At 34.9% G+C, this 14,983-nt stretch carries 17 protein-coding genes; 13 read left to right on the top strand and 4 right to left on the bottom strand.

The window, feature by feature from the left end; genetic code table 11:
• The 8 genes from SOY52_RS00210 to SOY52_RS00175 all read left to right on the top strand — a co-directional run.
• The coding region (locus SOY52_RS00210; protein WP_320846974.1) for an ABC transporter ATP-binding protein at positions 1-1,243 on the top strand (1,243 nt) is incomplete at its 5' end.
• On the top strand, positions 1,243-2,454 hold the full coding sequence (locus tag SOY52_RS00205) for an ABC transporter permease (RefSeq protein ID WP_320846973.1): 1,212 nt from the start codon (positions 1,243-1,245) through the stop codon (positions 2,452-2,454). The genes SOY52_RS00210 and SOY52_RS00205, both read left to right, overlap by 1 nt.
• A 1-nt stretch (position 2,455) precedes the next feature.
• Positions 2,456-3,403 (top strand): ABC transporter permease, encoded by a 948-nt coding sequence (locus tag SOY52_RS00200; RefSeq protein ID WP_320846972.1) that lies wholly within the window; start codon positions 2,456-2,458, stop codon positions 3,401-3,403.
• A 14-nt stretch (positions 3,404-3,417) separates the two neighbouring features.
• The gene (locus SOY52_RS00195) at positions 3,418-4,242 is read left to right on the top strand and encodes a purine-nucleoside phosphorylase (RefSeq protein WP_320846971.1); all 825 of its coding nucleotides are present in this window, start codon (positions 3,418-3,420) and stop codon (positions 4,240-4,242) included.
• On the top strand, positions 4,230-4,649 hold the full coding sequence (locus tag SOY52_RS00190; protein WP_320846970.1) for a cupin domain-containing protein: 420 nt from the start codon (positions 4,230-4,232) through the stop codon (positions 4,647-4,649). Before SOY52_RS00195 ends, SOY52_RS00190 begins: the two co-directional genes overlap by 13 nt.
• Positions 4,646-5,308, top strand: a complete 663-nt coding sequence (locus SOY52_RS00185; protein ID WP_320846969.1) for an SDR family oxidoreductase — start codon at positions 4,646-4,648, stop codon at positions 5,306-5,308. The genes SOY52_RS00190 and SOY52_RS00185 overlap by 4 nt, the downstream gene beginning before the upstream one ends.
• 29 nt (positions 5,309-5,337) lie before the next feature.
• On the top strand, positions 5,338-6,033 hold the full coding sequence (locus SOY52_RS00180; protein WP_320846968.1) for a metallophosphoesterase family protein: 696 nt from the start codon (positions 5,338-5,340) through the stop codon (positions 6,031-6,033).
• Complete coding sequence (locus SOY52_RS00175; RefSeq protein ID WP_320846967.1) at positions 6,026-6,928, top strand: transcriptional regulator; 903 nt, start codon at positions 6,026-6,028, stop codon at positions 6,926-6,928. Before SOY52_RS00180 ends, SOY52_RS00175 begins: the two co-directional genes overlap by 8 nt.
• On the opposite strand, the gene SOY52_RS00170 is transcribed toward SOY52_RS00175, so the two are convergent.
• The 3 genes from SOY52_RS00170 to SOY52_RS00160 are packed head-to-tail and all read right to left on the bottom strand — an operon-like array spanning position 6,929 to position 9,139.
• Positions 6,929-7,510: a flavodoxin family protein gene (locus tag SOY52_RS00170; RefSeq protein WP_320846966.1), complete on the bottom strand. Its 582-nt coding sequence runs from the start codon at positions 7,508-7,510 to the stop codon at positions 6,929-6,931. It lies immediately after the preceding gene.
• A 57-nt stretch (positions 7,511-7,567) separates the two neighbouring features.
• On the bottom strand, positions 7,568-8,344 hold the full coding sequence (locus SOY52_RS00165) for an ABC transporter ATP-binding protein (RefSeq protein WP_320846965.1): 777 nt from the start codon (positions 8,342-8,344) through the stop codon (positions 7,568-7,570).
• A 60-nt stretch (positions 8,345-8,404) separates the two neighbouring features.
• The gene (locus SOY52_RS00160) at positions 8,405-9,139 is read right to left on the bottom strand and encodes a FadR/GntR family transcriptional regulator (protein WP_320846964.1); all 735 of its coding nucleotides are present in this window, start codon (positions 9,137-9,139) and stop codon (positions 8,405-8,407) included.
• Positions 9,140-9,476: 337 nt separating this feature from the next.
• Here SOY52_RS00160 and SOY52_RS00155 point away from each other — a divergent pair, with 337 nt between their 5' ends.
• From SOY52_RS00155 to SOY52_RS00145, 3 genes are all read left to right on the top strand, one after another.
• A complete protein-coding gene (locus tag SOY52_RS00155) occupies positions 9,477-10,112 on the top strand; it encodes an RpiB/LacA/LacB family sugar-phosphate isomerase (RefSeq protein ID WP_320846963.1) in 636 nt (211 codons plus the stop codon).
• A 112-nt stretch (positions 10,113-10,224) separates the two neighbouring features.
• Entirely contained in the window at positions 10,225-12,099 is a 1,875-nt protein-coding gene (gene htpG / locus SOY52_RS00150; protein WP_320846962.1) for a molecular chaperone HtpG, read from the top strand.
• Between the two features lie 63 nt (positions 12,100-12,162).
• On the top strand, positions 12,163-13,002 hold the full coding sequence (locus tag SOY52_RS00145; RefSeq protein ID WP_320846961.1) for a mechanosensitive ion channel family protein: 840 nt from the start codon (positions 12,163-12,165) through the stop codon (positions 13,000-13,002).
• On the opposite strand, the gene SOY52_RS00140 is transcribed toward SOY52_RS00145, so the two are convergent.
• Positions 12,993-13,601, bottom strand: a complete 609-nt coding sequence (locus SOY52_RS00140; RefSeq protein ID WP_320846960.1) for an RlmE family RNA methyltransferase — start codon at positions 13,599-13,601, stop codon at positions 12,993-12,995. The genes SOY52_RS00145 and SOY52_RS00140 overlap by 10 nt on opposite strands.
• 399 nt (positions 13,602-14,000) lie before the next feature.
• On the opposite strand from SOY52_RS00140, the gene SOY52_RS00135 reads away from it, so the two are divergent.
• Both SOY52_RS00135 and SOY52_RS00130 read left to right on the top strand, forming a co-directional pair.
• Positions 14,001-14,630 carry a rhomboid family intramembrane serine protease gene (locus tag SOY52_RS00135; protein ID WP_320846959.1) on the top strand — a complete coding sequence of 210 codons (630 nt, stop codon included), beginning with the start codon at positions 14,001-14,003 and terminating at the stop codon, positions 14,628-14,630.
• 135 nt (positions 14,631-14,765) lie between these two features.
• Positions 14,766-14,983 (top strand): hypothetical protein (locus tag SOY52_RS00130; RefSeq protein WP_320846958.1); only part of this gene is annotated, 218 nt, incomplete at its 3' end.

Genomic DNA, 14,983 nt, shown 5'->3' with positions numbered 1-14,983 from the left:
ACATAATTTTACAGTTGCAGAAAATATCATCCTTGGTAAAGAGGGTGGCTTTGTTTATGATATCAAAACTGCATCTAAAAAGATAAAAGAGATATCTGAACGTTATGGCCTTGCTATTGAGCCAGATATGGTAATTGAGGATATCACTGTTGGTATGCAACAGCGTGTTGAAATTCTCAAGATGCTTTACAGGGATGCCGATATACTTATCTTTGATGAACCAACAGGTGTATTAACACCTCAGGAAATCAAAGAGTTGATGCAGATAATGAAGAACCTCATTAAAGAGGGTAAATCAATTATTCTTATTACTCATAAGCTTGATGAAATTAAAGAAGTAGCAGATCGCTGTACTGTCATCAGACGAGGTAAATACATCGGAGTTGTAGATGTTAAGAGTACAAGTGTTGATGAAATGGCGGCAATGATGGTTGGGCGTCCTGTTAGCTTTAAAGTTGAAAAAAAGCCAGTTGAATTAAAAGACACTGTATTAGAAGTAAAGAATCTCAATGTTAAGAATGCAAAGGGTGTTCTTGGCGTTAAGGATTTCTCTCTATCTGTTAAAGGTGGTGAAATAGTTGGTATCGCAGGTGTCGATGGAAATGGTCAAAGTGAGTTAATTGAAGCCATCACAGGTCTTAGAAAAATTGAGAGTGGTAGTGTTACTCTTTGTGGAAAAGATATTACTCACATGTCAATTTTAGAGAGAAATGAGCTTGGCCTTGGGCACATTCCTGAAGATAGACAAAAGAGAGGATTAGTTCTTTCTGCACCACTTACTACCAACATGGTAATTAAAGAGTTCTACAAACCAAGATTTGGTAAAAACGGTATCTTGCAGAAGAAAGAGATTGATGAATATACCCAGAATATTATCGAGAAGTTCGATGTTCGTTCTGGTGAAGGTAAGGACTCTCTTGCAGGTAAGCTCTCAGGTGGTAACCAGCAGAAGGCTATTATTGGTCGTGAGGTTACTTCAAATCCTGAGCTATTAATCGCAGTTCAGCCAACTCGTGGTCTTGATGTAGGTGCTATCGAATTTATTCATAAACAGCTTGTCCAGCAGCGTGATAAGGGTAAGGCAGTCCTTCTCGTATCCTTCGAGCTTGATGAAATTTTCAATCTTTCAGATAGAATTGCTGTTATTAATGCAGGTCGTTTAATTGATATCGTAAATACAAAGGATACCGATGTTAACTCTGTAGGTCTTATGATGGCAGGTATTAAGAAGGAGGAAGCATAATGAAGGATAAAGTATTAAATAAACCTCTTGAAGCAAAGAAGGCATCTCCTCTTCTTGTTTCCATCTCAGCTGTTATTATAGGAATGCTCGCAGGATGTTTATTAATTTTGTTAATTGGAAAGGATCCAATAAATGGATACAAAAATCTTTTTATGGGTGCTTTATCAAATAAGAGAAAGATTGGTGCTACAATTGGACTTTCAACTCAGTTAATATTTGCAGGTCTTTCTTTTTCATTTGCATATAAAACAGGACTATTTAATATTGGCGGTTCTGGCCAAATGTTAATTGGTGGTATTGTTTGTAGCTTACTTGCTCATAAACTTCCTCTTGGAATTCCAAGACCAATTTATTTAATAATTATTATCTTAGCTGCTATTTGTGCTGGTGGCTTATGGGGTTTTATTAGTGGATTTTTAAAGGCTAAGTTTAATGTACATGAGGTAGTATCATGTATCATGCTTAACTGGATTGCATATTGGGTTTGTTATGACTTTATCCCACGTTTTATCATCGATCCAACAATTGCTGTAAAGTCTGCCCCAATAGCTACAGAAAGAACACTAAGAAGTGGTATCTTTGGTGCAATCTTTGGAAAGAGTACAACAGCTAACTTAGGTTTCTTACTTGCAATAATAGCTGTAGTCCTTATTTGGTTTATTTTAAATAAAACAACACTAGGTTTTAATTTAAAAGCTGTAGGTGCAAATAAGTACTGTGCTGAATATGCAGGTATTAAGGTAAATAAGTCTATCATTATTTCAATGGCTATTTCTGGTGCACTTTGTGGCCTTGCTGGCCTTTCATATTACTGCGGCTATTCAAATATCATGGAAATGGGAAAGATGCCAAGTGAAGGCTTTGATGGTATTGCTGTATCATTACTTGGTAACTCAACTCCTATTGGATCTTTAGTTGCGGGTCTTTTCTTTGGTATTTTGAAAAATGGTAAACTCTCTCTTGTAACTCTTGGTATCCCAACAGAGCTTGCCGATACAATTATTGCAATCATCATCTACTTTGCAGCAACAAATATACTCTTTAGAAACTTCTGGGATGGATTATTTAAGAAATCATTTGAAAAGAAGGAAGCATATTTTGCTCTTGCAGTTAATGGAGAAAAGACCATGGATCAAGTAACTCCTGAAGAGCGAAAGGAGCTGATAAAAAAAGGTAAAGAACTAAGTAAAACTTCTAAGGAGGTAAAATAATATGTGGGAATTAATGTTAATTATCATACCATCAGCTATTGCATATACAATGCCTCTTTTAATGGGTGCACTTGGTGGTCTTTATTCAGAACGCAGTGGTGTAACAAACCTCTGTATTGAAGGCTTAATGCTCTTTGGTTGTTTTGCTTCTGCTGCAACAATTGTAAAATTACAAGCTATTCCTGGTTTTAGTTTTAATCTTGCAATTGTAATTGGTATTTTAGTTGCAATGGTTGCTTCAACACTATTAGCAGCATTACATGCTATTGCATCAATTAACCTTAAGGCTGACCAAACAATTTCAGGTACTGCAATTAATATGCTTTCAACAGCATTATCACTCTTCTTAGCACAGACTATTACAGGTAGTGGTAATATCACTGTTGTTAGAGCCGTAATTAGAAGTGATGTACCAATTCTTTCAAAGATTCCAGTTCTTGGACCTCTGTTCTTCTCTGAAACATATTGGACAACTTGGATTTGTATAGCTGTTTGGGTTATCAGTTATTTCTTACTTTATAAAACTAGTTTTGGTCTTAGACTCAGGGCTTGTGGTGAACACCCATCAGCAGTTGCATCTGCAGGTGTTAATGTTCATAAGATGAGATATATTGGAGTATTAACTTCAGGTTTACTTTCAGGACTTGGTGGTGCATGTATTCTTGTAACTTACGCAGGTGAGTACAATGCTGGATCTGGTATTAATGGACTTGGATTCTTAGCAATTGCAGCATTAATCTTTGGTCAGTGGAAGCCACTTGGAATCTTAGGTTCAACTGCATTCTTCGGGCTTTGTATGACAATTGCAAATATCGGAAGAATTCTTCCTGCATTTAGTGGTATCCCAATGGCAGTACTTGGTGCATTCCCATACATTGCAACACTCATTGCACTTATATTCTCATCAAAGAAGAGCGCAGCTCCTCTAGCTTCTGGTCAACCATTCTAATTTGGAGGAATAATATGTTACTAGACGATTTAAAACAAAGTGCTGATTACATTAAAAGTGTAACAGGTGATATCAAGTTTGATATCGCAATGGTTCTAGGCTCAGGCCTTGGTGATATGGCTGAAACATTGGGAGAAGTAGTTTATATCCCTTATTCAGATATTCCACATTTTCCTGTATCAACAGTACCAGGACATAAAGGTCGTTTAGCAATCGGAATTTTAGAGGGTAAACGTGTTATCTGCATGCAAGGTCGTTTCCACTACTATGAGGGATGGACAATGCAACAGTGCGTTTATCCTATTCAAGTATTTAAAATGCTTGGTATTAATAATCTAATGCTTACTAATGCAGCAGGATGTGTTAATACAGCTTGGCAACCTGGTGATTTAATGGTTATTACCGACCATATTAAAATCATGGGTGACAGCCCAATGAGAGGTCCAAATTGTGATGAACTAGGCCCAAGATTCTTTGATATGAGTCACACCTATGATAAGAATCTACAACAGGTTGCGCATACAGCTGCTTCCAAATTGGGATTTTCTCTTAGAGATGGTATCTATATGCTCTTTGGGGGTCCTCAGTTTGAAACTCCTGCAGAAGTACGAATGGCTCGTATGTTAGGTGCTGATGCTGTAGGTATGTCTACTGTTCCAGAGGCAATTGCTGCAAGTCAAATGACAATGAAAGTATTAGGTATTTCTTGTCTTACAAATATGGGTGCGGGAATTTTAGATCAGCCTCTTAACCATGAAGAAGTCCTAGAGACAGGTGAAAAGGTTAAATCACGTTTCCAAGCACTAGTTAGGGAGATCGTTTCAACTTGGCCACTGTAAGCGAGATTATTTTAAAGTACAACCTCTCTCCCCTTCCTGGGGAAGGAGGTTTTTTTCGTTTTATAAACGAATTTGGTAATGCGGGATGTATTTATTATCTAATAACACCTTCTTCTATGTCTTCAATTCATAAGTTAACAGATGATGAAATGTGGTTTTTTTTAGAGGGTGGAAAAGCAGAACAGTTAGTAATTTTCCCCGATGGAAGAGAAGAACTTAGAATATTGGATAGTACGAATAGAGCTTCTCTTGTAAAGGGTAAATGCTATCAAGGGACAAAATTAGTTGATGGTGATTATGCACTGTTTTCGACAATTATGTCTCCTAAATATAATGATGATATGTATTCATCTGCTGATGAATTATTATTTACTCACCATCCAATTGCAAAGGAATTTTTAAATTGAAAAGAGTATTAATTACAGCTTCTTATTCGCCTTTAGGATATGCCATCGCTCGTGAATTCTATAGTAATGGTTATGAAGTTTATGGAACTTCAACTAAAGATAGGAGTGATGAGATAATTAAAACAATTAAGGTTGATATCACAGATGAAGAGGATATTAACAGAAGTTTATCACAAATTGATAAGCTAGATGTACTTGTGAATAATGCTGGAATCTTTACCATAGCAAACCCTGAGTGTCTAGATTCTTTCAATATCTCAAGTGTATTTGATGTTAATGTTAAAGGCTTAATGTTAGTTACCAAAAAGCTATTACCACTATTAAAAGAAAGTAATGGTTCTATTGTAAATATCTCTTCAATGAATAGCCTTCATCCTGGCTTTGGGGGCACTAGCCACTATGATGCTTCAAAGGGAGCAGTGAGTGCTTTTACTCGTTCACTGGCTTCTGAAACTGGGTTAAGAGTTAATGCTATTGCTCCTGGATTAATTGCAAGAAACGATTTAATTGGGAGTGAGCTTGCAAAAAGATATGAAGGTCATAGCATTAAAGGAATATTAAAAGTTCAGGAAATTGCCAAAACTGTATTCTTTTTAGCAACTTCAAGTGGAATTTATGGTCAAACATTGCTTCAAGATAATGGATATTGTCTTTACTAATCGAGAAAGAGGACATTATAATTTAGTGCATGAAGATTTTGTGTGTTGCTGACGAAACTGATCCCCTTGTATATTCTCCTTCATCGAAAAGACTATTTGGGGATTGTGATATTGTAATCAGTGCGGGTGATCTTCCTCTTAGGTACTATGATTTCATTATGACCATCATGGGAAAACAGCTTTTCTATGTATATGGTAACCATAATCTTGAACAGTTCAAAGAAAGTATGCTAAAAGTGTCTCCGGCATCACAAGTAATTGGTAATAGAGACCAAATGCAAATAATGCCTCACTTTGGTGGTGACTTAATCGATGGTAAGTGCATCTATGATAAAAAGAGAGATTTAATCATAATGGGCTTAGGTGGGTCGATGCTCTATAACTATGGAATGAGTCAATACTCTGAGAAACAGATGAAGTGGAGGATTAATAAACTTGTACCACGTCTTTTATATAATAAGCAAAGATATGGTAGGTATGTAGATATTCTAGTTACACATTCACCTGTTTTTGGTATGGGCGATGGTGTAGATTTGTGTCACCGTGGATTTGAATGTTTTAAGGCATTCATGGAAAAATATAGGCCTAAATATTTATTACATGGCCATGTGCATCTTTTTGATGAAAACGAGAATAGGTTTCATCAATACGAAGATACAACGATTATCAATGTATATAAGAGTTTTATCATTGATGATCCAACATTGGGGAAGACGAATGGATAGTGTTAATAACTCTCAAGCCTTTGATGACTTTTCAAGAGCAAAGAGACGTGCGCATTTCAACTCTTTTTTCAACACACTACAGTGGAAAAATAGTGATTTACTTTCACTATATGAAGTAACTAAAATAATTAAACCAAAGAAAGAAACATATCTTGGAATGCAGACTATTCCAGTTGATAAGATAATAGGATCAGAAGGACGCTATAGAGATTTCTCCTCTGCCTTTTTACCTAAAAAAGAGATGCTAAGAAGTAGGTGGGCTAGTATAGATGTAGCTAGAATGGAAGATGTAATCCTTCCTCCTATCTCAGTATATTCACTAGGTGGAAACTACTTTGTTAGAGATGGTAATCATAGAGTATCTGTTGCAAAAAGTATGGGCACAGAATATATCGATGCAGAAGTAGTTGAACTCGATAGTCAAATTCCTCTTGAACCAGGAATGACATTAAAACAAATTAAGAGTAGGGCTGTTGAATATGAGAGAAATATGTTTATCTCTCAATATAACCCAACATATCTTCCTATGGATGAGATAAAGTTTACTTCCCCAGGTTCTTATCCTGAAATGGTAAATCATATATTGGTTCATAAGTATTATATTAATCAAAATAGAAAAGATGAAATATCCTTCGAAGAGGCTGCAAAAAGCTGGTATAAAAATGTCTATGAGCCAATTATCAAGGAAGTAAGAAAGGATAACCTTTTATCTAATTTCCCTGGTGAAAGTGAAGCTGATTTATATATGTGGTTAGTAAGACGTTGGGACGAAAAGAAGAGACAAAAGAAGGATGCAAGTATTGAAGAAACTGTATCTGAAGCAAAAAAAGAGACAGCCAAGGGCCGCCTCAAAAGATATATAAAGAAATTTTTAGACTTCTTTTCTAAAAACTAATTAACAATAGCGCAAAATGCTTTCAACATATTTATCGATAACATCCCCAAGTTTATCACTTGGCCTTATTTCGTTATCTCTTCCTTCTAAGTGAACTATTCCTGCAACAGGCTGATTAGATAACCTAACTTCTGTATGTACACCATAAGGAATGTGTAAAAGAGCCATATTTTGAGCCCAATAAAGCATAGAGTCTAGTGCATGGGAGCCTTCACAAATAGAGTGAGCACAACTGGTAAAACAACCAAATAAACGACCTTCTAATCTTCGTTCTTCACACATTTTGTAAGTTTTATCTAGAAAGGCCTTCATCTCGGCAGTCATACCACCAAATCGTGTAGGCGCTCCGAGGATAATCATATCAGCTTTTTCAAGTACCTCTTCGTTTGCAATTGAAAGCTCTAAAATATCTTCTAGATACTGGTTTACAGAGTCTTTCTTTGCTGCAAGGATATGAAGATCAGGATCTTCAACTCGATAGATTCTAGCATCTACCCCAGCTTCATTAAGCTTATCTTTTAAATATGAAGCGATAATAAAGATATTTCCGCTAACAGAGTGGATGATAATATTACATCTCATATTATTCCTCCTTTTCTTTAATTATATTCTACAAGAAAAAGGAATAAAATAATTATTTTAGCACCATGCGTTGTATAAGCCATCTCGAGAGTCAACGTAGATTTTTCTCTCATATACTTCGCTTAATAACTCTCCTGTTAGAACTTCTTCTTTTTTCCCATCCTTATATATCTTTCCATCTTTCATTATTATTACTCTATCAACTTCAGGAATGATTTCAGCAAGTTCATGGGTAACAAGTAAAATAGTCTTTCCTTCCTTTGCATAAGAAGAAATAGCTTTTCTTAATTCACTTCGAGCTGGGAAATCAAGAGCATTTGCTGCCTCATCAAGAAGCAAAAGAGAAGGGTTTGTAATATTAGCTCTAGCAAGTAAGCACTTTGCCCTCTCTCCTGAAGAAAGTGTATTCATAGCCTTTGATTTAAGATGTAGTATTCCAACTCTATTAAGCTCGTTAATACATTTTTCTTCATCTTCTTTAGTTACTTTATGGTGAAAGTCTAAACCTATTGCAGAGTATAGCCCTGAAACTACTATTTCAAATACTGTATATGTAGTATTTGTATACCAGTTAAGAGTTTGGTTTACTATAGAAAATTTTTTCTTTAACTCTTCGATTCTCCACCTTTCTTCACCAAAGAGAGCAAGAGAGTAATCATCTGTTCTGAGTGGATAAACATTTCTTGCAATAACATTTATTAATGTGCTTTTGCCTGCTCCATTTGGTCCAATAATTGCAATTTTTTCACCTTCTTTAACAGTTAAAGAAACATCTTTAAGTATATATTCACCATCACGTCTAACGGAGGCATGTTTTAGTTCAATAATATTCATAGCAAAGTCCAAAAAAAAATATGGCAGAACAAATAATTCTGCCATGAGAAGTATTAATAATTATTTACTAATATAAGTGGAATCAAATTGATGCTTAATATTGTTTGTTAATACTAAGGTAAGAGCTACAACTAAGTCTGTCTGACCTTCTCTTAATGCATCAATTAAGTAGTGATACTCTCTTAGCTTCTTCTTTAAGTCATCCTCACTCTCTGTAAGACGTTCAAAGATAGAGTTGAGCTGTGGAGAAAGGTTGTTATAAATACTCTTAAATACAATGTTTGTATTTGAGTTAACAATAGTAAAGTGGAAGTTAAAGTCTAATTGAGAAAATTGCTTCTTAGCAGCAACTAAATCATTGCTGAGTACAATTTGTTCCATTTTACTAATAATTGAATCAAGGTATTTAACTGTTGTAGTCCTTTCTGGTCTTCGGCTGAGCTCTCTTGCAGCAGATACCTCAAGAGTAATGTGTACTTCAAGTAAGTCAGAGAGTAACTTTGTGTCCTGACTTGCCTGGCTAAACATAGTGAGAGAGAGTGATTCAACGAATCTATCAAGATTGTTGGATTTAACAATAGCTCGTTTACCTTGGCTAACCTCGATAAGACCTTTTGCTTCAAGAGCTTTAAAAGCTTCTCTTAATGATCTTGAAGAAGCATTGAATTGTTCTGCAAGCTCCTTTTGTGAAGGCAATAACTCACCTTGCTTATATTCATTGGCTAGAATTGCTTTTTCGAGTGCATTGGCAATGTTATTTGATTTTGATCCGTTTTGGACTCCTCCTGTATACATCTATGCTATTGTACTCCTTAAATTTAAGTTAAAATTAATTATATATCCAAAATACTAATTTAATAGTACTTAAAAATTAGTAAATATACAACTTTATACATAGTTACACTTTTTAAAAAAAATATTAAAATTTTGCTTCCAATAAGTGAAAAACCATGTGATAATGACTGTTGAGGAATTTAGAAGAGTATGATTTATTAGCAGCTCTTCATTTGTATCCCGTTAGTTCGGGATTAAGGAGGTTGCCACTAGAGACTGAGTATCTAGTGGTTTTTTTATACCCAATTAAATTGAATAATATGGTAATATAAAGAAAATTAAGAATAAGGATGTAAACATGAGAATTGGACTTGTAATGGAAAATAGTCAGGGAGATAAAAACCCTCTAGTTTATGAATGTTTAAAAGAAGTAGCTACTAAGTATGGCCATGAAGTTGTTAACTATGGTATGTACTCTTCAAAGGATGAATGCCAAATTACATATGTAAAAGCAGGTTTACTTTCATCTGTACTTTTAAATTCTAAGGCTGTTGATTTTATTGTAACAGGATGTGGAACAGGTGAGGGTGCAATGCTAGCACTCAATTCATTCCCTGCAACACTATGTGGTCACGTTGTTGATCCTGAGGATGCTTATCTATTTATGCAGATCAATGATGGAAATGCAATTGCAATTCCATATGCAAAAGGTATGGGATGGGGTGCTGAATTAAGACTTAAGAATATCTTTGACCAGCTTTTTGTTGCACCAGGTGGTGGTGGCTATCCAAAAGATAGAGTTGTACCAGAACAGAGAAATAAGAAAATTCTTGATAGTGTTAAAACTGTTACACACACCGATATTAAATATATAGTAAAGAACCTTGATCAAGATTTTGTAAAGGAAACTTTCTCAGGAGAGCACTTCAAAGAGTACTTTACAAGAGATGCAGAAGAAGGCGAGCTAAAGGATTTAGTTCTTTCTCTTTGTTAATAGTTTTTAGCTGCTTGAGAAATTCAGGCAGCTTTTTCTTTTTATATCTTGCCGTTTAAAATAGTTGTTGTTATCTTATCTCGAAGTATCAACAAATGCTTGAGGTGAGAAAATGTCAAAAAAACAGTTTAAAACTGAAGTGAGCGATTTGCTTAATTTAATTATTCACTCACTTTACTCTAACAAAGAAATCTTTTTAAGAGAGCTTATCAGTAATGCATCTGATGCAATTGATAAGTTAAAATACCTTTCATTAGTAGATGGTAATCTAAAGGGCTATAGCTTTGATCCATGTATCAATATCACATTCGATAGCAATGCTAAAACACTTACAATAAGTGATAATGGTATTGGTATGGATGAGAAGGACCTTAATGATAACCTTGGTACTATTGCATCATCTGGTACAAAGAAATTCCTTGCATCATTAACAGATGAAGCTAAAAAGGATTCAAATCTTATTGGTCAGTTTGGTGTAGGTTTCTATTCTGCATTTATGGTTGCTTCTTCTGTCGAAGTAATTAGTAAAAAAGCTGGTACAGACCAAGCTTTCAGATGGAGTAGTGAGGGAAAAAGCTCTTACTCAATTGATCCAGCTGAAAGAGCAGAGCAGGGTTCTACAATTATCTTGCATTTAAATGAAGAAGGTGAAGAGTATGCTAGCCGTTATCGCTTGGATAGCTTAATTAAGAAGTATTCTGACCACGTTGCATATCCTATTTATCTTGAATATGACCAAGAGAGCTACACTGATGAAAAGGACAGTGAAGGTAATCCTATAAAGAAGAGTGAACATAAGAGAGAACAGATTAATAGTGCATCTGCTCTTTGGACAAGAAGTAAGTCTTCTATTAAGGATGAGGAATATAAAGAGTTCTATAAGAATAATTACTTTGATCAAGAGGATCCTCTTTTCTATCTTCACACTCATGCTGAAGGTGCAACAGAGTATACAACACTCTTCTTTATCCCAGCTAAAGCTCCTTTTGATATGAACTATGCTGATTACAGGAGTGGTGTAAAGCTTTATGTAAAGCGTGTTTATATTACTGATGATGATAAAGAGCTACTTCCTACTTATCTTAGATTTGTTCGTGGTGTTATCGATTCTGAAGATCTTCCATTAAACGTTTCTCGTGAGATTTTACAGGAAAATAGAATCATGAGCACAATCAGAAATGGTTCTGTTAAGAAGCTTCTTGGTGAATTTAAGAAGATTAGCGAAAATAATCCAGAGCTCTATGATAAGTTTATTAAAGAGTACAACAGACCTCTAAAAGAAGGCCTTTACTCAGACTATGCAAATAGAGATACCTTACTTGAACTTGTAAGATATAAGTCTGATTCAGTTGAAGGCTTTACTTCATTAAAAGCTTATAAAGAGAGAATGAAGGAAGGTCAGAAAGCTATTTACTACATCACAGGTGGTAAAGAGAATATCTTAAGAAATTCACCACTTCTTTCTGCCTATAAGAAGAAGGGCTATGAAGTATTAATCATGGATGATGATATCGATGAAATCGTTATCTCAATGGTTGGTGAATATCAGGAGCTTCCTTTAAAGGCTATTAATAAGTCTGGTGCACTTGATGATATCAAGGAAGAAAAGAGTGAAGATGTTAAAAAGAGTGAAGAAGGTATCGTAAAGCGCTTTAAGGATCTCCTCGGTGATAGCGTAAAGGATGTTATTGCATCTAATCGTCTAACTGATACTCCAGCTGTTATCGTTATGGATGAAAATGATCCATCATGGCAGATGCAGAAGCTTATGAAGCAGATGGGTAATATGGATGATATGCCTGAAGTTAAGCCAATTTTTGAGATTAATACAAATAGTGATCTCGTTAAAAAGGCTGAGTCATTAAGTGATGAAGATGCAAAGATGCTTGCTAATGTACTTCTTGATGGTGCATATCTTGCTGAAGGTATTATGCCAAAAGATCCTGCTGCTTACACAAAGAATGTTGCAGCTTTATTAGCAAAGTAATAGTATTGCAAAATTAAATAACAGAGAGGAGCAATCCTCTCTGCTTTTGTGTGTGGAGAATATATGGAAAATAGTAATTTGTTAGCAGAAGGAGAAGCATTCTTCTTTTCTGCTCTAAATTGGCTAGAGGTTTTTGGAATTAAACTTCTTTGCTCTGTAATTGTTATTATTCTTGCAAAGCTAATTATCAGACTTGTAAAGAAGATATTAAAGAAAGCTGAGAAGAAATATGTAAAGTTTACACCATTAATGCTTGGCTTCTTAATTAAACTGATTCAAGTAATAGTATGGATGTTTGCCCTCTTAGTTGTACTTGAGTTCTGGGGAATTGATTTAACACCAGTTATTGCTGGTCTTGGTGTTACAGGTGTTGTTTTAGGCTTTGCGCTTCAAGAATCAATTAGTTCAATCTTTAGTGGAATGATGCTTGCTATAAATCAGCCATTTGGCCTTGGTGATTATGTTGATATCGGCTCAACAAGTGGAACAGTAAAAGCAATGGATATTATGTCTGTTACTCTTAGAACACCAGATAATAAAAAAATTACAATGAGTAATAAACTTGTGTGGTCTCAAGTAATTACAAACTACTCTTCATTAGATAGAAGAAGACTTGATATGACCACTGGCGTTGCATATGGTACAGACCTAGAGAAAGCAAAAGCTGTTATTAAGAGTGTAATTGATAGCTATCCTGAAGTATTACAGGACCCAGCTCCAGTAATTGAGGTATCTGCACTTGCTGATTCTGAAGTTACATTTATCGTACGTCCTTGGGTTAATCCAGCTGATTACTGGAATGTAAACTGGAAGTTCCAAAAGGATATCTATGATGCATTTGCAAAAGCAGGTATTGAAATTCCTTATAATAAGCTAGATGTAAATTTAACAACTCAAGCTTGAGCTTTTTTATCCAGTCCAATAAGGTAGATTTCAAAGCTATCATCTCTACAGGCCTTCGGTTTGAAGGCCTTTGCTTTTGCAAAAATAGTTCTCATATTTTTTAATACAGCCTCTTGTCCACCACCTTGGAATATCTTTATTACAAGATTTCCATGTTCTTTAAGCTGTTCCTGAGCCAAAAATACTACTTGCTCAGCAAGCCATTCAGAACGGGTGGTATCAACAGTTCTATTTCCTGTTGTCATTGGAGCTGCATCAGAGATAATGCAATCATATGGGCCATTTTCGACAAGCTTTGCTCTAATTTCCTTTGAAAAAGCATCACCTACAAATGCTGTAACAGTTGATGGAACAGGATCTAGTCTTAATGGATTTAAATCTACTGCAACAATTTTTCCTTTACCTTTAATTAACTGCCTATGTGTATAAAGCGTCCATGAACCAGGAGCAGCTCCTACATCAAGAACACTATCACCAGGTTTAATTAGATGGTGTGTTTGGTTAATCTCTTCTAGTTTGTAAACACTTCTAGCAGGATATCCTTCTCTATGTGCTCTTTGGGTGTATGAATCTGCTTTATCTCTTCTACTTGTTGCCATATTAAAAAGCCTATATCAAAACAAAAAAAAGTGCTAGACGGATTGTGGGGGTGGGGAGAGGAACCGTCTAGCACTTTGCTTTCAAAACTACAAGGAGATCTGAAAAACTGTTGCTCTATACCAATAATGTTGCATAATACGTGCCAACTTATTGTTTGAATATGTAAATACAAAAAATAAGTGTCTAGAAACTCTAGACACTTATTAATCACACTAAAAAGGAGGTTTGAAAAAACTGTTTGCTCTGTAAAATAGTATGCAAAAAGCGTGCCAAGTCGGAAAATAGTCTTAATTGCGATAAAAAGTGATAATTTTGCACAATTTATACTGTTACTTTTTTTCACAGTGTGAAAAATTATCCGATTGACGATGTGCGATATTTTCATATCCTTAGAATCTATGAGAAACACAATATTAAATAGGAAATTTAAATATACCGATTCAAACGTGACAACAATACTTATTGTTATCAACTTTGTTGTATTTGCTTTAACATACTTTTTATTTCCAAGACTAAAAATTTACCTTGGAATGGTTCCTTCTCTTGTATATTACAAACATTATTATTGGCAGTTTTTTACCTACATGTTTACCCATGCAAATATTACCCATCTAATATTTAACATGCTCTCTTTATATATATTTGGAAGAGCAGTTGAACATAGAGTGGGGTCAAGAGAGTTCCTATTATATTACCTATTGGTTGGAACGCTTTCTGGAATTGCAAGTTACTGTATGTATTATTTAACAGGAACAAATGTAATTTTAGTAGGTGCATCAGGTGCTATATATGGTTTATTAATACTTTTTGCAGTTTTATACCCTTATGCAGTAATTCTTGTTTTCGGAATAATACCTGTCAAAGCACCACTTCTAGTGGCTATTTATTTCTTTATCTCTCTATTTAGTGGTTTTTCAGCAAGTAGTACTGCTCACTTAACACATCTCTTTGGTCTTGTTTTTGGATTTTTATATATTCTCATAAGACTTAAGATTAATCCATTTAGTGTTTGGAGTGGTAGAAGTTAATTCTTATGTCATAACTTATTGCTAAAAACTTGAGAAAATACCCATAATTTATAAGATTTTTTAATATTTTATTGTTGACAGCCAAATATCAAATGTCATAAGATAAGGACCATAAAGGGGGAATGGGTATAATTTATGAAAAAATTAATTTCAGTTTTAGCACTTTTAGTTTTAGTTACATGTGTAGTATTTGCAGAAACAATCACACTTAATTCAACTGTTAATGCCGGTTCTGGTGTTACAGAATCAGGTACAGGTTCTGTTATCTCTGGTGGTGATCAACAAGGTTTCTGGCTCAAAGTTAGCTATGATACAGATAATGATTCAACAGTTAGATCATTAGAAAATGCTAG

Source organism: Bullifex sp. (genome assembly GCF_034103065.1).
Classification (GTDB): Bacteria; Spirochaetota; Spirochaetia; order Sphaerochaetales; family Sphaerochaetaceae; genus Bullifex.
This window is presented reverse-complemented; position numbering and strand designations above follow the sequence as displayed.